Here is a 19,439-nt window from a genome sequence, read left to right as displayed (position 1 = left end):
ATCACACCGATGCCCTCCGCGACAGCGGGACGACAGGCAGGCGGTGGGCCATCCGGGGTCGCAACTCTTATATAAGATATAATACTTGTGCGCTGCAGCAACGCCTTGCTGCGGGCCGAGCCCCCCAGCCAGCCATGGTTTCCAGCACCGCCAGAGAAGTGTTCATCCAGGGCGTGACCCGGGACGGACGCACCTTCCGCCCCAGCGACTGGGCCGAGCGCCTGGCCGGGGTCATGAGCTCCTTCCGTCCGGGCGGCGCCCACCCGGGCAGCCACCTCAGCTACTCGCCCTGGTGCATCCCCACCGTGATCGACGGCGTGAAGTGCGTCATCGTCAACCGCGCCCTGCGCGAGCACGAACCCATGGCCTGGGATTTCGTCCTGAACTTCGCGAAGGACAACGATCTCAAGGTGAGCGAGGGGGAGCCCCCGGCTGCGGATCGTCGGTGAATGCGGGCCGCCCTTGCATGCGGACAGCCGGACGCAGAGGTCGCAAAGGATACGCAAAGGTCGCAAAAGAACGGCCGATGGAAGGAGGGGGGCCCCTTCTCATTCCTTTCTTTTTTGCGACTTTTGCGAAACCTTTGCGACCTTTGCGTCCGGCAGTCCGGCTGTCCCAAACAAAAAACCGCCCGAAGGCGGTTCTTGTTTCCACTGGCAGCGCACCCGTTTCAAACGGCGCGGACCTGTCGGCTCGCGGGCTGGATGGTGCGCGGGATCAGGCCGCGGCGGCCTGGAGGCCCTTGACCTTGGCCGAGAGGCGGCTCTTGTCGCGCGCGGCCTTGTTCTTGTGGAAGATGCCCTTGTCGGCCACCGTGTCCACGATCGATTGCGCCTTGGCGAACAGCTCGGTCGCCTTGGCCTTGTCACCCGCGGCGACCGCCTTCTCGACGTTCTTCACCGCGGTACGGTATTTGGAGCGCAGGGACGTGTTGGCTGCATTCAGCTTGACGTCCTGGCGTGCGCGCTTGCGGCCCGACGCGAGGCGCGGGTTCTTCTTCTTGGGCTTGGCAGATGCCATGGAGGGGATTCCTTCGGAGGTTTGAGGATGATGCCAGCGGAACCCGCGATTATAGCCCGGGGGCCGCGGCGGCGCTGGCGCTCCCGGAGCGGGCCAACGGCACAGATACACTCGCGCCGGTGAGCCTGTTCAAAGCCGCCTCCACGGTCTCGCTCCTGACCCTCGCCTCCCGCGTGACCGGCCTGGTGCGGGACGTGATGTTCGCCTCCTTCTTCGGGGTCTCGGCGCTCACCGACGCCTTCTACGTCGCCTTCCGCATCCCCAACCTGTTCCGCCGCATCTTCGGCGAGGGCGCCTTCAGCCAGGCCTTCGTGCCGGTGCTGGCGAGCGTGCGCACGACCGAGGGCGACGCGGGCGCGCGCCGGCTGGTCGACCACGTCTCCACCATCCTGCTGTGGACGCTGGTGCTGCTGTGCGTCGCCGGCGTGCTGGGCGCGCCGCTGATGGTCTGGGCGCTGGCGAGCGGCATGCAGAAGACGCCGCACGCCTACGACGCCGCCGTGCTGATGACGCGCTACATGTTCCCCTACATCGGGTTCATGTCGCTGGTGGCGCTGGCCGGCGGCATCCTCAACACCTGGAAGCGCTTCGCCGTGCCGGCCGCCTCGCCGGTGCTGCTGAACGTCACGCTGATCGCCTCCATCGGCCTGCTGGCGCCCTGGTTCCGCAGCATCGGCATCGAACCGATCTACTCGCAGTGCGTCGGCGTGATGGCGGGCGGCGTGCTGCAGCTGGCGATCCAGGTGCCGGCGCTGCGCCGCCTGGGCATGTGGCCGCGCATCGGCGTCACGGCGGCGGCCCTGCGCGCCGGCTGGAACGATCCCTCCACCCGCAAGATCCTGGGCCTCATGCTGCCCGCGCTGCTGGGCGTGAGCGTCGCCCAGATCTCGCTGCTGATCAACACGCAGATCGCCTCGTACCTGCCGGCCGGCAGCGTCAGCTGGCTCAACAACGCCGACCGGCTGATGGAATTCCCGACGGCGCTGCTCGGCGTGGCGCTGGGCGTCGTGCTCATGCCGCAGCTGGCGGCCGCCCGCGCCGGCGAGGACCACGAGCGCTATTCGGGCATGCTGGACTGGGGCCTGCGCCTCGTGGTGCTGCTGGCCATCCCCAGCTCGGTGGCGCTGCTGGTGTTCGCCGTGCCGCTGGTGGCCACGCTGTTCCACTACGGCGCCTTCCGGGACAGCGACGTCCACCAGGTCGCGATCGCGCTGGCCGGCTACGGCACGGGCCTGCTCGGCCTGGTCGCGATCAAGGTGCTGGCGCCGGGCTACTACGCGAGCCACGACATGAAGACGCCCATGAAGATCGCCATCGCCGCGCTCGTGGTGACGCAGCTGTTCAACGTAGCGCTGGTGCCCGTCTTGCACCACGCCGGGCTGGCGCTGTCCATCGGCCTGGGCGCGCTGGTGAACGCCGGCAGCCTGCTCGTCGGCCTGTTGCGCCGGGGCAGCTACCGGCCGCGCCCTGGCTGGGGCCGCTTCGCCCTGCAGGTGCTGGGCGCCAGCGCGCTGCTGGGGCTGTTCCTCGCCTGGGCCGCCCACGGGTTTCCCTGGACGGCCTGGCGCGCCGAGCCGTGGCGGCGCGCAGGCATGATGGCGGTGCTGCTCGCGGGCGCCGGGGCGATCTACTTCGGCGCGCTGCTCGCGGCGGGCGTGAAGCTGCGCGAATTCGTCACGCGCTGAGCCCGCATCCGCCGCCGCTGCGCGCCCCGGCTTGACGCTCCCTGGCCCGTCCATTACAAACCTCCAATGTCGTCCACGCTCCAGTTCACCGCACCCACGCCGCTGGAATATTTCCGGACGCTGGTGCAGAGCGACGAGCACTTTCCGCTGCTCGAGGCGGCCGCCAGCATCGCGCAGGACGAATACCCCGATCTCGACCTGCAGGTGGTCCTCGGCGACGTCGACCAGTTGCTCGCGCGCCTGAAGCGCCGCATCCCCGCCGATGCCGCCGCCCTGCAGCGGCTGCGCACGTTGAACCAGTTCTTCTTCCGCGACCTGAGCTTCGGCGGCAACGTCAACGACTACTGCGACCCGGACAACAGCTACCTGAACGTGGTGCTGCGCACGCGCCGCGGCATCCAGATCTCGCTGGCGGTGCTGTGGATCGAGCTGGCGCAGGGCATCGGCCTGCACGCGCGCGGCGTCTGCTTCCCGGGCCACTTCATGGTGAAGGTCAACCTGCCCAAGGGGCAGGTGGTGATCGACCCGTTCAGCGGCCAGTCGCTCTCGCGCGAGGAGCTCTCCGAGCGGCTGGAGCCGTACAAGCGCCGCAGCGGCCTGGTCGACGAGTTCGAGGTGCCGCTGGGGCTGTACCTGCAGGCGGCGCCGCCGCGCGACATCGTCGCGCGCATGCTGCGCAACCTGAAGGAGATCCACCGCGCGCAGGAAGACTGGCAGCGGCTGATCGCCGTGCAGAACCGACTGCTGGTGCTGCTGCCCGACGCCTGGGCGGAATACCGTGACCGCGGGCTCGCGCACGCGGAGCAGGGCCACACGGCCAACGCGGTCGAAGATCTCGAGACCTACCTCGTGCACGCGCAGGACGCGCTGGACATCGACGCCATCGCCGACCGCGTGGCCGACCTGCGCCGCGCGAAGCAGTAGCGGCAGCGCCTCGCACCTGGCGCGCGTCCGCGCGCCTTGGCCCCCAAACGGGGAATTGAACATTCCCGCAGCGTCCAGAGAATCGGCTCGCCCTCGCAGATGGAGGGGGCGACGATCTCTCAACCAACAAGGACGCGCATGCAGGAGCATTGGAATCGGATGGGAGCCACCCTGGCGGTCGCGGCGAGCCTCGCGCTCGCGGCCTGCGGAGGTGGCGGAGGAGGAGGAGACTCGGACGGAGGCGGAGGCGCACCGGGCGGGGGCGGCGGCGGCGGCGGCACTTCCGGCCAGGTCGCGACCGTGACCTACGGCGCGATCCCGGGCTACGACGCCGTGCACTCGGTGGTCCAGGTGGCGGGCGTCACCAACCGGGGCCTGTACATCGTGGACAGCAACGCCCAGGGGGGCCACCGCGTGCACAAGCTGCACGGCAGCCCGGCGTTCTCGAACGCGTGGTCGACGGCCGACTTCGGGGCCGAGTCGGCGTTCGACGTGGTGCCGTCCAACTCCTATACGGAACGGGACCGCGAGTTCAGCTTCTGGTACCAGAACACGGCCAAGGTGGCGCAGTACAACGCGAACAACGGCGCGCCGTCGTTCGAGTGGGAGAACGACATGACCCTGCAGGTGGTCACGCCGGGCCCCCTGCAAGGCACGTTCACCGGACCCTGGGGCCTGGGCGGCTCCATCAACCGGGACTACCTGGCCGTCTACCTCGACGACAACATGTACACGGGCAGCCGCAAGGTCTCCGACATGTTCACCACGCCCGTGGCGCCGCTGGCTTACCAGGGCGCGGACCGCGTCCTGGGCCGGCCCGACGACCTGGAACTGTTCGTCGCCGACGGCCGCGAACTGCGCGTGTACAGCGGCTCGGGCCTGAAGTCCACGGAGACGATTCCCGGCAGCGGCTTCGGCTGGGTGACGGACATGACGTGGTACGACGGCGCGCTCTGGTTCGCCATCGACAACAAGGTGTACCGGCGCAACGGCCCGGGCTCGTTCACGGTGAAGGCGGAGATGGACTACAACCCCACCTCCGCCGCCCTGGACGGCCGCTTCTGCATCAAGGGCGGCGAGATCCTGATGCCGGATGGCATCGCGACGAGCATCTCCACCGGGCAGCGCCGCAGCTACCTCTCGCGCGGGACGCTCACGACCGCGCAGCAGACGCAGCTGGCCTTGCTGCAGGCGAGCCTGGTGCAGGTGTACTGCTCGCCGGCCAACAGCTCCGCGACGATCTATGCGTCGCCCGATGTCCTGCAGCCGGGCAAGATCCGGATGATCGACATCGTCCAGGGCGTCTGAAGCAGGCTGGCGGGTGCCGCCGCGGACAGCGGATCAGCCTTCGCCGGTCCGGCTGGCCGCGAGGCGGCCCGCCTCGTTCAGCGGCAGCCCGCCGAGGATGGAACTCCTCGGCGCTTCGGCGAGCGCGGGCCGGCGGCCGTTCGCGTGCGGCTGCGGCCCCGCGGCCAGCACGGAAGGCCGGCGCACCGGCAGGACGGGCTCGCGCCGCGTCTCGGCGGCCGGCGGCGGCATCAGCACGGGCTTGAGCCACTGCAGGATCGGTTGCCACTGCGCCAGGTCGACCTCCGCCTTCTCGGGCGGCAGGTCGAACAGGGTCAGGCCGCGTTCCAGGCTGCGCACGTACAGCTGCGTCTCGCGCAGCACGCCGATCATGGGCACGTGGTTGTCGCCCGCCCAGCCGCGCAGCACCTCCGCCGCGTTGGTGCGGCCGTCGACGCGCATGCCCACCGTCGCGACCTTGCACAGGCCCTTGGCGACGCGCGGCAGCGTCATCAGCTCCGCGATGCAGGCCGCGGCCGATTCACGGTCGAACAGCGAAGGGCACACGGGCAGCACGATGGCGTCGGCGAACATCACGATGCGCGCCAGCTCGAAGCCGTGCAGGCCGCCGGGCGTGTCGAGCACCACGTGGGTGATGCCGGTGGGCACGCGCAGCACGTTCTTCTGGTCGATGGTCCAGGGGGCGATGGCGGGCAGGGCCGGGTCGCGCCGGCGCAGCCAGCCGCGGCTGGACTGCTGCCGGTCGATGTCGCCGAGCATCACGGCGAGCTCCTGCCGCGCGCACCAGGCGGCGACGTGCGCGGCGAAGGTGCTCTTGCCGCTTCCTCCCTTGCGGTTGACGACCGCGACCACGGGCATGGGCTGGTTCCTCTTCTGAGGCGCCAGTGTCGGGCACGCGAGGGCGCAAGTCCAGCCCGGATGTGCTCCGACTCTTGTAGCGGCGCAACGGCGCGCCGCCTGTCCGGCCAGGGGTGCCGTTCAACGCCTCGCGGCCAGTGCCAGCAGCGCCGCGGCGCTGATCGCCGCCCCCGCGAGGAAGGTGCTGGCCCCGCCCAGGCGGTCCCACAGGGCGCCGGCGAGCGCGCTCGCCACCAGCAGCGCGAGGCCGCTGGCGAGGTTGAAGACGCCGAAGGCCGTGCCGCGCAGCGGCGCCGGCGACGCGTCCGCCACCAGCGTCGCGAGCAGTCCCTGCGTCAACGCCATGTGCAGGCCCCAGAGGGCGATGCCCACCCACAGCAGCACGCCATGTTCGGAAGCGGCGAGCGCCAGGTCGGCCGCCACCAGCACGGCCAGGCCGGCGGCCAGCAGCTTGCGGCGCGATACGCGGTCCGCCAGCTTGCCGAAGGGATAGGCGCCCAGCGCGTACACGGCGCTCATCGCGATCAGAACCAGCGGCGCCCAGGCGACGGGCAGCCCGCCCTGCTGCGCGCGCAGCACCAGGAAGGCCTCGCTGAAGCGCGCCAGCGTGAACAGCGCGCCGATGGCGACGACCCACCAGTAGCCGGCGTCCAGCTGGCGCAGGTTCTCGCGCCGGATCGGGTTCACGCGCGCATTGCCGGCCGGCGCCTCCGGCTCGTGCACGCCGAAGGCGAGCAGGGCCACCGACAGCAGCGCGGGGATCACCGCCACCCAGAAGATCGCGTGGAAGTCGTTGGCCCACAGCAGCATGAGGCCAATCGCGGCCAGCGGCCCGAGGAAGGCGCCCACCGTGTCCAGCGCCTGGCGCAGGCCGTAGGCGGCGCCGCGCTGCGCGGCCGGCACGAGATCGGCGACCAGCGCGTCCCGCGGCGCGCCGCGCACGCCCTTGCCGACGCGGTCGATGAGGCGCGCCGCCAGCACCATGCCGGTGCTGGTCGCGAGCGCGAAGAGCGGCTTGGACGCGGCGCCGAGACCGTAGCCCAGCACGGCCAGCGGCTTGCGCCGGCCCAGCCAGTCGCTCCACACGCCCGAGAACACCTTCATCACGAGCGCGGTCGCCTCGGCCGCGCCCTCGATCAGGCCCACGGCCAGCATGCTCGCGCCGAGGCCGCTCACGAGGAACACGGGCAGCAGGCTGTGGATCATCTCCGAGGAGACGTCCATCAGCAGGCTGACGAAGCCCAGCGCCCAGACGCCGGCGGGCAGCCGCGAGGAAGCAGCGCGCTGCTGCATGGGGGAAGGATCAGCCGACGGTGACGCTGGCGCCGCTGCCGCGCGGGACGATGCGGCCGATCTCGTGCACCGATTCGCCGGCGGCCCGCAGCGTGGCCGCCACCGCCGCCGCCTCGGCCGGCGCGACCACGACCGCCATGCCGATGCCGTTGTTGAACGTGCGGTTCATTTCCTGGTCGTCGATCGCCGCGGTCGCCTGCAGCCAGGCGAACAGCTCCGTGCGCGGCCAGCTGCCCTGGCGCAGCTGCGCGGCGAGGCCGTCGGGCAGCACGCGCGGGATGTTCTCCAGCAGCCCGCCGCCGGTGATGTGGGCCAGCGCCTTGATGCCGGGGTGCTGCGCGAGGGCCGCGAGCACCGGCTTCACGTAGATCCGCGTCGGCTCCATCACCGCCTCCCGGAAGGGGCGGCCGTCCAGCGTGGCGGGCAGCTGCGCGCCCGCGCGTTCGATGCACTTGCGCACCAGCGAGAAGCCGTTGGAGTGCACGCCGCTGGAGGCGAGGCCCAGCACGACGTCGCCGTCCCGGACGTCCTGGCCGCCGAGGATCCTCGATTTCTCCACGGCGCCGACGGCGAAGCCCGCCAGGTCGTATTCGCCGGGCGGGTACATGCCGGGCATCTCCGCCGTCTCGCCGCCGATCAGGGCGCAGCCGGCCAGCTCGCAGCCGCGGGCGATGCCGCCCACGACGGCCGCCGCCGTGTCCACGTCCAGCTTGCCGCAGGCGAAGTAGTCCAGGAAGAACAGGGGCTCGGCGCCCTGCACCAGGACGTCGTTGACGCTCATCGCCACCAGGTCGATGCCGACGGTGTCGTGCATGTTCCACTCGAAGGCGAGCTTCAGCTTGGTGCCCACGCCGTCGGTGCCGCTCACCAGCACCGGCTCCTTGTAGCGCTTCGGCACCTCGAACAGGGCGCCGAAGCCGCCGATGCCGGCCAGCACGCCTTCGCGCATCGTCTTCTTCGCGAGCGGCTTGATGCGTTCGACCAGCGCGTCGCCCGCGTCGATGTCGACGCCGGCGTCCTTGTACGAGAGGGGGGAAGCGTTCATGCAGGGGCGGGCCGGGGCCCCGCGGCGCCGACCGATAGAATTTGCGCCTGATTCTAGTGCCCACGGACCTCCCGTCCGACTCCACCCTCCGTGCAATTCACCCCCACCCAGAAGCGGGCCGCGGCCTGGACGGCGATCGCCGTGCTGGCGGTGCTGGTCCTGCGCGCCCTGGGCCCGGTGCTCACCCCCTTCCTGATCGCCGGGGTGCTGGCCTACGCGCTCACGCCGCTGGTCGACCGCCTGGACGCCCTCGGCCGCGGCCGCATGCCGCGTTGGCTGGCCGTGCTGGTGGTGGAGCTGCTGTTCGTCATCGTGGTGCTGTGCATCCTGCTGCTGATCGTGCCGGTGCTGGTGAAGGAAGTCCCGCTGCTGCGCGAACAGCTCCCGCTGCTGTTTGACCGCCTGCACGCGACGCTCTCGCCCTGGCTGGCCCAGTTCGGCGTCCACATCTCCCTGGACCTGGCGAGCCTGCGCGAGGAGGTCGTGGACTACCTGCAGACCAACTGGAGCGGCGGCGTCGGCTCCGTCTGGTCCTCCGTCAAGATCGGCAGCAGCCTGGCCGTTCTGCTGGTCGGCAACGCCCTGCTGGTGCCCGTGGCCCTGTTCTACCTGCTGCTCGACTGGAAACTGCTGGTCGCGCGCGCCCTGGAGTTCGTGCCCCCGCGCGCCCGCCCCGGAGTGGACTCGTTCACCGACGAGGCCGACCTGGTGCTGGGCCAGTACCTGCGCGGCCAGCTGCTGGTGATGGTGACCATGGCCATCTTCTACAGCACGGGCCTGGCGCTGTTCGGGCTGGACCTCGCGCTGCCGATCGGCGTGTTCACCGGCCTGGCGATGTTCGTGCCCTACGTCGGCTTCGGCATCGGCATGTTCCTGGCCATCCTCGCCGGCCTGCTGGAGTTCGCCTCGGCCAAGGCCTTCCTGATGGTGGGCGTGGTGTACGGGCTGGGGCAGGTGTTCGAAGGCTTCTTCCTCACGCCGCGGCTGGTGGGCGAGCGCATCGGCCTGCACCCGCTGGCGGTGATCTTCGCGCTGCTGGCCTTCGGCCAGCTGCTCGGCTTCGTCGGCGTGCTGATCGCGCTGCCGGCCAGCGCCGTGCTGCTGGTGGCCGTGCGGCGCATGCGCAGCGGCTATTTCGCGAGCCGCCTGTACCACGGATGATGCGGACCGGCATGAAGCAGCTTCCCCTGGACATCGGCCTGGCGCGGGCGCCCAGCCTCGCCAGCTTCCTGGCCGGCCCCAACGAGGCCGCCTGGAAGCACCTGCACCTGTGGGCGGGCAACCCCACGCGCTCGCCCGTGCCCACCTACCTCTGGGGGGCGGCGGGGAGCGGCAAGACGCACCTGCTGCTCGCGGTGCAGGAGAGCCTGCGCGAGCAGGGCGCCCGCGCCGGCTGGCTCGATCCCTCCGTCGCCGAGCCGCCGGAGTACGACGAGCGCTGGGCCGTGGTCCTGATGGACGACGTGCACCGCTACAGCGCCGTGCAGCAGCACGCGGCCTTCAGCTGGTTCGTCCAGGCCCAGGCGCTGCAGCGCGGCGTGCTGGCGGCGGGCCTGCTGCCGCCGGCGGACCTGAAGCTGCGCGAGGACCTGCGCACCCGGCTCGGCTGGGGCCACGTCTTCGAGCTGCACGTGCTGAGCGAGCCGGAGCGCCGCGCCGTGCTGCGCCAGGCCGCCGACGCCCGCGGCGTGTTCCTGGGCGACGAGGTGATGGACTTCATCCTGCACCGCTTCTCGCGCGACCTCGGCAGCCTGATGCAGCTGCTGGACCACCTGGACGCGTACGCCCTGCAGACGCAGCGGGCCATCACCATCCCCCTCATCAAGTCCATGCTGGAGAACGAGTGAGCCGTCCCCAAGTCGCGCTGTTCGACCTCGACCACACGCTGCTGCCGATCGACTCGGACTACTCGTGGGGCGAGTTCACGCAGCAGATCGGCTGGACCGACCCGGTCGTCTTCAAGCGCCGCAACGACGAGTTCTACGCGCACTATGTCGCCGGCACGCTGGACGTGCACGACTACGTGCGTTTCGCCGTGGAGGCGCTGCGCGAGCGGGGCCCGGCGGAATACGAGCAGGCGCATGCGCGCTTCATGCGCGAGTGGATCCAGCCGGCGCTGCGCCCGGCCGCGCTGCAGCTGGTGCGCCGCCACCAGCAGCAGGGCGACACGGTCGCCATCGTCACCGCCACCAACGAGCTGGTGACGCGGCCGATCGCCGCGGCCTTCGGCGTGCCCGAGCTGATCGCCGTCGAGCTGGAGCGGGACGGGGCGGGCTGGATCACCGGCGAGATCGCCGGCGTGCCCTCCATGCGCGAGGGCAAGGTGGTGCGCGTCACCGCGTGGCTGGCGGCGCGGGGGCTCGACTGGCTGGACGTCGAGACCACCTTCTACTCCGACTCCATGAACGACCTGCCGCTGCTCGAGCGTGTCGACCATCCCGTCGCCACCAATCCCGACCCGCGCCTGCGGACCCTCGCGCTCGAGCGCGGCTGGCGCATACTGGACCTGTTCGAAAGACAATGATCAAGAAGTTCATCGACAAGCTCATCGCCGGCACCACCGGCCGCAAACCCCGGTTCGGCAAGCGCCAGGAAGTGGGGCCCGACCAGCACGCGATCGACCCGACGCTCGTCGACGAGCGCGCCCTGCACGTGGTGCACACGCTCAAGGAAGGCGGCTTTGAGGCCTACATCGTGGGCGGCGCCGTGCGCGACCTGCTGCTGGGGCTGCGCCCCAAGGACTTCGACGTCGCCACCGACGCGACGCCGGAGCAGGTGAAAGGCCTGTTCCGCCGCGCCTTCATCATCGGCCGGCGCTTCCGCATCGTGCACGTGGTGTTCGGGCGCGGGCGCGAGCACGAGGTGATCGAGGTCTCCACCTTCCGCGCCTACCTGGACAACGGCGCCGCGGAGGCCGTGAGCGGCAACGAGCGCACCAGCCGCAGCGAGCTCGCCGGCATGAAGCACGCCGTGGACGCGTCGGGCCGCGTGCTGCGCGACAACGTCTGGGGCCCGCAGGAAGAGGACGCCGCGCGGCGCGACTTCACCATCAACGCGATGTACTACGACCCCGAGCGGCGCGTCGTGGTCGACTACCACGGCGGCTTCGCCGATGCCAAGAAGCGCGTGCTGCGCATGATCGGCGACCCGGCCACGCGCTACCGCGAAGACCCGGTGCGCATCATCCGCGCCGTGCGCTTCGCCTCCAAGCTGGCGGCGCTCGGCTTCAAGTTCGACGCGAAGACGAAGGCGCCACTGCTGCCCAGCCTGCCGCTGCTGGGCGAGGTGCCGCAGAGCCGCTTGTTCGACGAGATGCTCAAGCTGCTGCAGACGGGCCACTCGCTGGCCAGCATCGAGCAGCTCAAGGCGCTGGGCATGGCCCGCGGCATCTACCCGCTGCTGGACCTGGTGGTCGAACGGGCCGAGCAGCCCTTCGTGCGGGCGGCGCTGCAGGACACCGACCGCCGCGTCGGCGAGGACAAGCCGGTCGCGGCGAGCTTCCTGCTCGCCTGCGTGCTGTGGTCGGACGTGCGCGACGGCTGGCAGCAGCGCCTCGCCGAGCGCCGCCATCCCTTCCCGGCGCTGCAGGAGGCGATCGACGAGGTCTTCGACGCGCGCATCGGCGACATCTCCGGCCGCGGCAAGCTGGGCGCCGACATGCGCGAGATCTGGATGATGCAGCCGCGCTTCGAGAAGCGCACCGGCAACACGCCCTTCAGCCTGGTGGAGCAGCCGCGCTTCCGCGCCGCCTTCGACTTCATGCGCCTGCGCGCCGACATCGGCGAGGTGGACGTGGTGCTGGCCGACTGGTGGCAGCAGTTCAGCCAGGCCAGCGACACCGTGCGCGAGGACCTGGTGGAGGCGCTGCGCGACGAGCAGCAGAAACAGCAGCGCAAGGCGCGCCGCGTGAAGCCGCCGGCCCTGGCGCAGGAAGACGCGCGCGAGGCGGCAGCCGCGCCGCTGGAACCGCATCCGGCCGAAGGCGAGGCCGCGACGGGCGACGCGCCGCGCAAGCGCCGCCGCCGCCGACGCAAGCCGGCCGGGCAGGGCGCCGGCGAAGCCGGGGCGCCGGCGGGCGAACGCGCCGCCGACTAGCGCATGGACGCGCGCGCGCCGGTCACGGCCTTCGTGGGCCTCGGCGCCAACCTGGGCGACGCCGGGCGCGCGCTCGACGCGGCCCTGCAAGGGCTCGCGGCCCTTCCCGGCACGACGCTCGTGCGGAGCTCGCGCCGCTACCGCAGCGCGCCGCTCGACGCCGGCGGACCCGACTACCTCAACGCCGTGGCGCAGCTGGAGACGCGCCTCACTGCGCCCGAACTGCTGGCGCACCTGCAGGCGCTGGAACAGGCGGCCGGCCGCGAGCGGCCGTACCGCAACGCGCCGCGCACGCTGGACCTCGACCTGCTCCTGTACGGCGATGCCCGCATCGCGAGCGCGGCGCTGACGGTGCCGCATCCGCGCTGGCGCGAGCGTGCCTTCGTGTTGTTGCCGCTGCAGGAGCTGGCGCCCGAGCGGGTCGACACGCGCGACCTGGCGGCCGTCGCCGGCCAGCGCATCGCGCCTTTACCTCCCAGGTCATCGCCGGGCTGAGGAGGCGCCGGCACCATGGGGGCATCCGAAAACCAAGGAGCTCACCATGACAGACACCGGACTCATCGCCGTCGCATGCGGCCTCATCATCGGCCTGGGCGCCATCGGCGCCTGCCTGGGAATCGGCGTGATGGGCAGCCGCTTCATCGATGGCGCGGTGCGCCAGCCGGAAATGATGGAACCGCTGCAGGTGAAGATGTTCCTGCTCGCGGGACTGATCGACGCGAACTTCCTCATCGCCGTGAGCGTCGCGTTGATGTTCGTGTTCGCGAATCCGTTCGCTTCTTGAGGTTGGAAAACCGTCGAGTTGCTGCCTTCGGCGTTGTCCTCTTCACGCGGAGAGGTGCCTTCGGCCACGCACCGGGGTGAGGCGATCCGCCTTGGCGAATGTCCCCCGGCGCGTGCCTACGCCTGCGGCTCGGCCCGCTCCCTCCTCCTTGATTTCGCCCAGTCGGACCGCCTCACCCCGGCGCTTCCACCGTGCCGCTCCTCGGACTTCCTCCCTCTCCCCTCTGGGGAGAGGGCTGGGGTGAGGGGCAGCGAGGCACTACCTCCAGAAGCCCCCTCGCTCTCGACTCACGCCGCACGCGTGCCCGTCAGCGATCCCCCCGCGCGTGGCCGCAGCATCCAGGCGTACAGGATGGCAAGCACCAGGTAGATGGCGAGGTTCAACCAGGCTGTCACCGGAGCCAGCCCCGCCAGCTGGCGGGTGAGTGAAACGGCCGCTCCGAGGACCGTGAGCACCAGGGTTCCGATGATCACCGGGCGGGCGGCGGCCTGGGGCGCGGACGCGGCCAGCCAGTTCATCGTGCCGATGGCGAGCAGGCATGCGCCATGCAACATCGCCTGGTGGACCCCCGACACGTTCAGCGGGACGGAGCGGTACAGCGCCAGCAGGGCGTCGGGCGCGAGCAGCAGCGGAATGCCGAAGATGAATGCGACGATGGCGGCGGTCCTCATGAGTGTCCGTTGGGCCATGTTCGCGCTCCTTCAGCAGGCGCCCTGCCTGGCTGCGCGGATCATCCGGCGCGCACGGACGCCCGGCGCGTAGGCCAGGTTCTCGGGCAGGCGGACCGGGTCGTGGTCCTCCCGCGGGGAGGACGAAGGCCATGCCCTGCGCAGGCGCAGGAGGAGCGCGCGCATCGGAAAGGACGGGGCGGGGAAGGCAGCAAGCATGTTCGTCTCCTTTCGGTGAGGCGCCATGTTGCGGGCCGCGCCAGCCGGCGTTCATCCCCAATGTTGGAGATGGACAGGCGCCTACTGGAGATCGGTGCTCAGCAGCGGCACGGACCGGACCAGCGCCTGCAGGCCGGATAGGCGGCGTGCTCCCGTCTTGGTGAGGACAGCGCGCACCTGCGACCGCACCGTGAGCTCCGACACGCCGCGGGCATACGCGATTTCCTTGACGCTGAGGCCGGACGCGAGCTGGCGCGCGATCTCCGCTTCGGCGGCGGTCAGCGAGAAAAGCCGCTCGAGGACCGACGTGGAGGCGAGCTGGGCATCCGTCGATCGGAGATACACGAGCGCGCACCCGCTGTCGCCTTGCATCGGCAGGACACGCACGATCCAGTGGCTGCCGTCGGAAGCGCGTTCCGCCCAGTCCGAAGCCGACCGGTGCCGGAGCGCCGTCGCGGCCCGGATGGCCGCCTCCAGCCTCGCTGCGCTCCCGCGGGCGGCCGCCACGAGCCGGCCGTGGCGCGCCTCGAACGGGACCCCGGCCCGCAGTTGCCTCTCTGCGGCCTGGTTGGCGAGCAGGAGCGCCGCCGTCGGGGAGACGACGAACGCAGGTTGCAGCAGGCCATCGAGGGCGGCCTCGCTCCTCGCCGCCTGCCCGCGCAGGGCAGCCAGTTCCCGCGCGATCACGCAAACGCGCTTGAGGTGGGGCCGCAAGCTGCCGAACAGCAACGCGCAGTCCGGGTCGAAAGCGCGCGCATCCGCCGGACGCTGCAAGCCCAGGATGATGCAGCTCTCGCTGTCGCCATGCACCTTGCCGCCCGCAACCCAGCGCAAGCCGCTCGGGATGGCGTAGTCGTTCACGTATTCCCGATGCGGCGTCGTGCGCGGATCGAACAACCGGCTGCAGTCCTCCCAGTCGCCGGGCCGGGCCCGGCGGCTGGCCTCGAGCGTCGGATCGAGCTGCCAGTAGTAGCGGTTGTAGAGGGACTGCGACTCGGGATCGAAGTTGAGGCCCTTCATGTCGATCACCCGGTCCACGGAAGCCGAGGTGTGCAGCAAACCCAGCCGGGGCGCATCGAACACGCGGGCGACCGCCCCGAGCGCATCCGGCCAGGCCGAGGCATCGGTGGCCGAGTCGTAGAGCTGGTCGATCGCCGAAGCAAGCAGCTTCTCCTGGCTTGTGCGCATGGGACCCTCCTTCCCGGAAGCGTTCCACCATTGCGCGCCCGGATTTGCGGCGGTGGGGATCGGGGATGTCCCACTTGCTGACGGGCGGTGTGTGAATTGGAAAGACCGTCGAGTCGGTGCCTCCGTGATGGTCCCGTACTTGCCGAGAGGTGCCTTCGGCCTCGCACCGGGGTGAGGCGATCCGCCTTGGCGAATGTCCCCCGGCGCTTCCCGAGTGCCACTCTGGTTTTCCTCCCTCTCCCCTCTGGGGAGAGGGCTGGGGTGAGGGGCAGGACGGGCAGCGCGGCACTCCGTCAAGGCCCGGGGCGGGGCTGCCCGTCCCAGCGAAATCAAGGAGGAGGAAGCTTCCCGAGCCGCAGGCGTAGGGACGCGCCGGGGGACATTCGCAGGGACGGGCAGCCCCGCCCCGGGCCGGTCGGAGGGCACCTCTCCGATGACCAGACTTCAGATCGAAGCCCGGGATGAATTCAAAACCACCCCACCAACCCCGACTGCTCCGCATTCTGCGGATTCGACCCCGCCTCCCGCACGCGCCGCAGCGCCTCGTCGCTCTCCAGCCCCAAAGCCTTCAGCAGGCATGCCGCCGCCGTCCCCGTGCGCCCCAATCCCGCGGCGCAGTGCAGGAACACGACCTCGCCCTTGCGCACTTCCTCGGCCAGCGTGGCGACGTCGCGCCGGAAGGCCGCCGGGTCCTCCGGCAGGCCGAAGTTGCGCATCGGCACCAGCATCCAGCGGAACGGCAGCCGGCCGCCCGACACCGCGGCATGGTAGTCCGGAGCGAGTTCCGCCAGTTCCGCGCGCGGCGCGAGGCACACGACCAGCCCGAGCCGGTGGCGGTCGGCTTCGGCGCGGAAGGTGTCCCAGGAATCGAAGCGGCCGGGCATCGCCCCCAGCCAGACCTGGCCGGGGACTTCCGGGGGCAGTGGGAGGCGTCGCAGGGCCATGGACGCATTGTCCACGCTACTCGCGCGCGCTGCTGCGTTGCCGGGCGACGTCGAGCTCGCTGACGGGCGCCGCCTTGTTGCCCCACGACGAGCGCAGGAAGGTGATCACGGCGGCGACGTCGCCGTCGGACAGCTGCGTGGCGAAGGGCGGCATGCCGAAGGGACGCGGATGTCCCCGCGTGGCCGGCGGGAAGCCGCCGTTCAGCACGACCTGCACGAGGTTCGACGTGACGGGCAGCGTGACGGCGCGGTTGCCCGCCAGCGGCGGATAGGCGCCCGGCACACCTTCGCCCTTGCTGCCGTGGCAGGACGCGCAGTGGTCCTCGTACAGCTTGCCGCCGCGCGACAGCACGCTGCCGGCCGCGCGCGGGATCTCGCGCGGGTCCGTGTCGGTGGCCGCCTGCGGCAGCGACTTCAGGTACACCGCCATCGCGCGCACGTCGGCCGGTTCCAGGTACTGCGTGCTGTGCAGCACCACCTCCGCCATCGGGCCCAGCACCGTGCCGCGCCGCGAGACGCCGGTGGAGAGCAGCTGCACGATGTCCTGCAGCGCCCAGTCGGCCACGCCGGCCTCGCTGGGCGACGTGAGCGCGGGCGCGTACCAGTTCTGCAGGGGGATGAGCCCGCCCGACAGGTCCATGGCCTCGGCCTGCCCGCCCAGCGGGTCGCGCGGCGTGTGGCAGGCGCCGCAGTGGCCCAGGCCCTGCACGAGGTAGGCGCCGCGGTTCCATTCGGGCGTGCGCGCCGCGTCGGGTTCGTAGGGGCCGGGCCGGAAGTACAGCGCGCGCCAGACCGCCAGCGCCGCCTGCGTGCGGTACGGCCAGCGCAGCCGGTGCTGGCGATCGGGCTTGCGCACCGGCGGCAGGCTGCGCAGGTAGTCGAACAGCGCGTCGGCGTCGGCGTCGGTGATGCGGCTGAAGTGCTCGTAGGGGAACACGGGGTAGAGCAGGCGGCCGTCGCGCGAACGCCCCTCGTGCAGCGCGCGGCGGAAGTGCGCGGCCGACCAGGTGCCCAGGCCCGTTTCGGCGTCGGGCGTCAGGTTGCTCGCGTACACGGTGCCGAACGGCGTCTGGAAGGGCCGGCCGCCGGCATAGGGCGCGCCGCCGCGCTCGGTGTGGCACAGCATGCAGTCGCCGGCGCGGGCCAGGTAGGCCCCACGGGCGACCTGTTCGGGCGCGGGCGGCGTGCGCGGCGCCGCATCGCGGATGCGCTCGCCGCCGAAGTTGAACATCCACACCAGCGCGCCGAGCACCGCCAGCGCCGCGAGGGCGGCCAGCGCGATCACCTGCAGGACCCGCTTCATCGCGCGGCCTCTCCGGGCGGCTGGGCGTAGCCGCAGCGCATGGGCGGCGGCTCGGGCGCGGGCGGCGGAGGCTGCGCCTTGCGGCCCTTGCGCCGGTGCGGCGCCGGCGCGGGCGCGTGGGCAGCCACCGGCCTGGTGTTGCGCGGCAGTGCCTCGGCCGCGAGCCAGGCCGTGACCGCCGACAGGTCGTCCGGCGCGAGGCGGCGCGCGATTTCCGCCATGCAGTCGGGCGCGAGCGCGCGGCGCTGCCCGGTGCGCCAGGCGCCCAGCTGCGCGTTGAGGTAGTCGCGCGGCAGCCCCAGCAGCCCCGGCACATTGGGCAGCACGCCGGTGAGCGCCTTGCCGTGGCAGCTCGCGCACGCCGGCACGCGCCGGTCCGCGTCGCCTTCCAGCGCCAGCACGCGGCCCCGCTGGAGCACCTCGGCCGGCGCGGTGGCCGGCTGCGGCGGCGGATAGGGGACGTCCAGGCTCGCGAAGTGCTGCGCGATCTCCCACAGGTAGTCGTCGGAGAGCGTCTCCAGCAGTCCGGCCATGAGGCCGTAGCGGCGCCGGCCGTCGCGGAAGTGCAGCAGCTGGTTGTACAGGTAGCCCGCGGGCTTGCCGGCGATGCGCGGGTAGTAGCCGTCCGGGCCGGCGCGGCCCTCGCGCCCATGGCACGCCGTGCAGGCGAGCGTGCGCTGGGCGATGGTGTCCTGGAAGCCTTCGGGCGCCGCGCCCGCGGCACCGCACAGCAGGAGCAGGAAGAGGAGTGCGCCGCGCATGGGCGGGGACTATGCCACTGCTTGCGCCGGTGCCCCGCTCCGTCGGTACGCATCGGACACGGACATGGACGGCGTCCTACAACGCAGGCGAAAGGCCACTCCTAATGTGGCCGCATGAACCTCTACCGACGTTCGAGCCGGCCGAAGCCGCAGGCGGAAGCGCCGCGGGGACGGCGCCGGCCGCCCGCGGAGGGCGAAGGCACCAACGCGGTCCAGCACCGGCCGGACCCGAAAGCCGAGCCCATCCCCGACGGCGAGCACAAGTACGTGCCGCGCAGCCCGTACCGCACGGGCAACTACTAGCGCGCGGGCCGCCCCCGCGTCGCGGCGACACCGGCTAGGATGCGCCGATGGCCGCCAGCCTGCTCGCGCTCCTCGACGACATCGCCACCATCCTCGACGACGTCTCGGTCCTGACCAAGGTCGCGGCCAAGAAGACCGCCGGGGTGCTGGGAGACGACCTCGCGCTCAACGCGCAGCAGGTGACCGGCGTGCGCGCCGAGCGCGAGCTGCCGGTGGTCTGGGCCGTCGCCAAGGGTTCCCTGCTGAACAAGGCCATCCTGGTGCCGGCGGCGCTGGCGATCAGCGCCATCGCGCCCTGGGCCGTGACGCCGCTGCTGATGGTGGGCGGTGCCTTCCTGTGCTTCGAGGCGGCGGAGAAGCTGGCGCACCGCCTGCTGCACAGCCGCGCCGAGGACGACGCGCACCAGCGCGAACTGCAGCAGGCGCTCGTCAAGGAAGACCTGGACCTGCGGGTGGTGGAGAAGGACAAGATCAAGGGCGCGATCCGCACGGACTTCATCCTGTCGGCGGAGATCATCGTCATCGGCCTCGGCACGGTCGCCGGCCAGGACTTCGTGACGCGGCTGACGGTGCTCGTGGCGATCGCGGTGGCGATGACGGCGGGCGTGTACGGCCTCGTCGCGGGCATCGTGAAGCTGGACGACCTGGGCCTGTACCTCAGTCGCCGCGCCACGCGCGGCGCGCAGGCGGTGGGCCGCGGCATCGTGCGCGCCGCGCCCTGGATGATGAAGGGCCTGTCGATCGCCGGCACGGCCGCCATGTTCCTCGTGGGCGGCAGCATCCTGGAACACGGCGTGCCGGCGCTGCACCACGCCTTCGACAACGCCGTGGAGGACAAGGGCGCCTGGGAGATGCCCCTGGGGCTCCTGTTCAACGGCGCGGTGGGCGTGGTCGCCGGCGCGATCCTCGTCGCCGCCTACGCGCTGGTGCGCAAGCTGCGCGGCAAGCCCGCCTTCTCCTCGTAAAAACTGCAGCCCTGGCTCATGCGTAGGCGCGCTCCTACGCTGCCTCGGGTGCCCGGCGGATAAGCCGAGCGAGGCC

General features: G+C 71.4%; 22 protein-coding genes. 12 read left to right on the top strand and 10 right to left on the bottom strand.

Going from position 1 to position 19,439, the window contains the following annotated elements; genetic code table 11:
- The first annotated feature begins 134 nt into the window (after positions 1-134).
- Positions 135-449 carry a DUF3579 domain-containing protein gene (locus tag ACY0MJ_RS09555; protein WP_462638164.1) on the top strand — a complete coding sequence of 105 codons (315 nt, stop codon included), beginning with the start codon at positions 135-137 and terminating at the stop codon, positions 447-449.
- A 268-nt stretch (positions 450-717) separates the two neighbouring features.
- Here ACY0MJ_RS09555 and rpsT read toward each other — a convergent pair whose 3' ends face one another.
- The gene (gene rpsT, locus ACY0MJ_RS09550) at positions 718-1,020 is read right to left on the bottom strand and encodes a 30S ribosomal protein S20 (RefSeq protein ID WP_462638163.1); all 303 of its coding nucleotides are present in this window, start codon (positions 1,018-1,020) and stop codon (positions 718-720) included.
- A gap of 119 nt (positions 1,021-1,139) precedes the next feature.
- Between rpsT and murJ the strand changes: the two genes are divergently transcribed.
- The 3 genes from murJ to ACY0MJ_RS09535 all read left to right on the top strand — a co-directional run bounded on the left by murJ (position 1,140) and on the right by ACY0MJ_RS09535 (position 4,937).
- Positions 1,140-2,705, top strand: coding sequence for a murein biosynthesis integral membrane protein MurJ (gene murJ / locus ACY0MJ_RS09545; RefSeq protein ID WP_462638162.1), 1,566 nt, complete (start codon positions 1,140-1,142; stop codon positions 2,703-2,705).
- Between the two features lie 66 nt (positions 2,706-2,771).
- The gene (locus tag ACY0MJ_RS09540) at positions 2,772-3,629 is read left to right on the top strand and encodes a SirB1 family protein (protein WP_462638161.1); all 858 of its coding nucleotides are present in this window, start codon (positions 2,772-2,774) and stop codon (positions 3,627-3,629) included.
- 159 nt (positions 3,630-3,788) lie between these two features.
- On the top strand, positions 3,789-4,937 hold the full coding sequence (locus tag ACY0MJ_RS09535) for a hypothetical protein (protein WP_462638160.1): 1,149 nt from the start codon (positions 3,789-3,791) through the stop codon (positions 4,935-4,937).
- Between the two features lie 33 nt (positions 4,938-4,970).
- Here ACY0MJ_RS09535 and ACY0MJ_RS09530 read toward each other — a convergent pair whose 3' ends face one another.
- The 3 genes from ACY0MJ_RS09530 to purM all read right to left on the bottom strand — a co-directional run bounded on the left by ACY0MJ_RS09530 (position 4,971) and on the right by purM (position 8,133).
- Positions 4,971-5,795 (bottom strand): ParA family protein, encoded by an 825-nt coding sequence (locus ACY0MJ_RS09530; protein ID WP_462638159.1) that lies wholly within the window; start codon positions 5,793-5,795, stop codon positions 4,971-4,973.
- A 120-nt stretch (positions 5,796-5,915) separates the two neighbouring features.
- Positions 5,916-7,088, bottom strand: a complete 1,173-nt coding sequence (locus tag ACY0MJ_RS09525) for an MFS transporter (protein ID WP_462638158.1) — start codon at positions 7,086-7,088, stop codon at positions 5,916-5,918.
- A gap of 10 nt (positions 7,089-7,098) precedes the next feature.
- On the bottom strand, positions 7,099-8,133 hold the full coding sequence (gene purM / locus ACY0MJ_RS09520; protein ID WP_462638157.1) for a phosphoribosylformylglycinamidine cyclo-ligase: 1,035 nt from the start codon (positions 8,131-8,133) through the stop codon (positions 7,099-7,101).
- 90 nt (positions 8,134-8,223) lie between these two features.
- On the opposite strand from purM, the gene ACY0MJ_RS09515 reads away from it, so the two are divergent.
- Genes ACY0MJ_RS09515 through atpE form a run of 6 tightly spaced genes read left to right on the top strand, consistent with a single transcriptional unit; the run spans position 8,224 to position 13,012 of the window.
- Positions 8,224-9,294 (top strand): AI-2E family transporter, encoded by a 1,071-nt coding sequence (locus ACY0MJ_RS09515; RefSeq protein WP_462638156.1) that lies wholly within the window; start codon positions 8,224-8,226, stop codon positions 9,292-9,294.
- 11 nt (positions 9,295-9,305) lie between these two features.
- Complete coding sequence (hda, locus tag ACY0MJ_RS09510; protein WP_462638155.1) at positions 9,306-9,980, top strand: DnaA regulatory inactivator Hda; 675 nt, start codon at positions 9,306-9,308, stop codon at positions 9,978-9,980.
- Positions 9,977-10,657, top strand: a complete 681-nt coding sequence (locus ACY0MJ_RS09505; RefSeq protein ID WP_462638154.1) for an HAD family hydrolase — start codon at positions 9,977-9,979, stop codon at positions 10,655-10,657. The genes hda and ACY0MJ_RS09505 overlap by 4 nt, the downstream gene beginning before the upstream one ends.
- Positions 10,654-12,228, top strand: coding sequence for a polynucleotide adenylyltransferase PcnB (gene pcnB, locus ACY0MJ_RS09500; protein WP_462638153.1), 1,575 nt, complete (start codon positions 10,654-10,656; stop codon positions 12,226-12,228). The genes ACY0MJ_RS09505 and pcnB overlap by 4 nt, the downstream gene beginning before the upstream one ends.
- Positions 12,229-12,231: 3 nt before the next feature.
- The gene (folK, locus tag ACY0MJ_RS09495; protein ID WP_462638152.1) at positions 12,232-12,723 is read left to right on the top strand and encodes a 2-amino-4-hydroxy-6-hydroxymethyldihydropteridine diphosphokinase; all 492 of its coding nucleotides are present in this window, start codon (positions 12,232-12,234) and stop codon (positions 12,721-12,723) included.
- Between the two features lie 46 nt (positions 12,724-12,769).
- The gene (gene atpE / locus ACY0MJ_RS09490; protein WP_462638151.1) at positions 12,770-13,012 is read left to right on the top strand and encodes a F0F1 ATP synthase subunit C; all 243 of its coding nucleotides are present in this window, start codon (positions 12,770-12,772) and stop codon (positions 13,010-13,012) included.
- Between the two features lie 287 nt (positions 13,013-13,299).
- Here the strand turns inward: atpE and ACY0MJ_RS09485 are convergent, their stop codons facing one another.
- The 6 genes from ACY0MJ_RS09485 to ACY0MJ_RS09460 all read right to left on the bottom strand — a co-directional run bounded on the left by ACY0MJ_RS09485 (position 13,300) and on the right by ACY0MJ_RS09460 (position 18,095).
- A complete protein-coding gene (locus ACY0MJ_RS09485) occupies positions 13,300-13,701 on the bottom strand; it encodes a hypothetical protein (protein WP_462638150.1) in 402 nt (133 codons plus the stop codon).
- A 12-nt stretch (positions 13,702-13,713) separates the two neighbouring features.
- Complete coding sequence (locus ACY0MJ_RS09480) at positions 13,714-13,899, bottom strand: hypothetical protein (RefSeq protein ID WP_462638149.1); 186 nt, start codon at positions 13,897-13,899, stop codon at positions 13,714-13,716.
- An 81-nt stretch (positions 13,900-13,980) separates the two neighbouring features.
- Positions 13,981-15,087 (bottom strand): helix-turn-helix transcriptional regulator, encoded by a 1,107-nt coding sequence (locus tag ACY0MJ_RS09475; protein WP_462638148.1) that lies wholly within the window; start codon positions 15,085-15,087, stop codon positions 13,981-13,983.
- 467 nt (positions 15,088-15,554) lie between these two features.
- Positions 15,555-16,031, bottom strand: coding sequence for a protein-tyrosine phosphatase family protein (locus ACY0MJ_RS09470; protein WP_462638147.1), 477 nt, complete (start codon positions 16,029-16,031; stop codon positions 15,555-15,557).
- Positions 16,032-16,047: 16 nt separating this feature from the next.
- Positions 16,048-17,334 carry a c-type cytochrome gene (locus ACY0MJ_RS09465; RefSeq protein WP_462638146.1) on the bottom strand — a complete coding sequence of 429 codons (1,287 nt, stop codon included), beginning with the start codon at positions 17,332-17,334 and terminating at the stop codon, positions 16,048-16,050.
- Entirely contained in the window at positions 17,331-18,095 is a 765-nt protein-coding gene (locus ACY0MJ_RS09460) for a c-type cytochrome (protein ID WP_462638145.1), read from the bottom strand. Before ACY0MJ_RS09460 ends, ACY0MJ_RS09465 begins: the two co-directional genes overlap by 4 nt.
- A gap of 114 nt (positions 18,096-18,209) precedes the next feature.
- Between ACY0MJ_RS09460 and ACY0MJ_RS09455 the strand changes: the two genes are divergently transcribed.
- Positions 18,210-18,398, top strand: a complete 189-nt coding sequence (locus ACY0MJ_RS09455) for a hypothetical protein (protein ID WP_462638144.1) — start codon at positions 18,210-18,212, stop codon at positions 18,396-18,398.
- Between the two features lie 47 nt (positions 18,399-18,445).
- Positions 18,446-19,363, top strand: a complete 918-nt coding sequence (locus ACY0MJ_RS09450) for a DUF808 domain-containing protein (RefSeq protein WP_462638143.1) — start codon at positions 18,446-18,448, stop codon at positions 19,361-19,363.
- Positions 19,364-19,439 lie beyond the last annotated feature (76 nt).

The organism is Ramlibacter sp. bp-362, assembly GCF_054956735.1.
The sequence above is the reverse complement of the archived record's forward strand: the minus strand, read 5'-3'. Positions and strand labels throughout refer to the sequence as shown.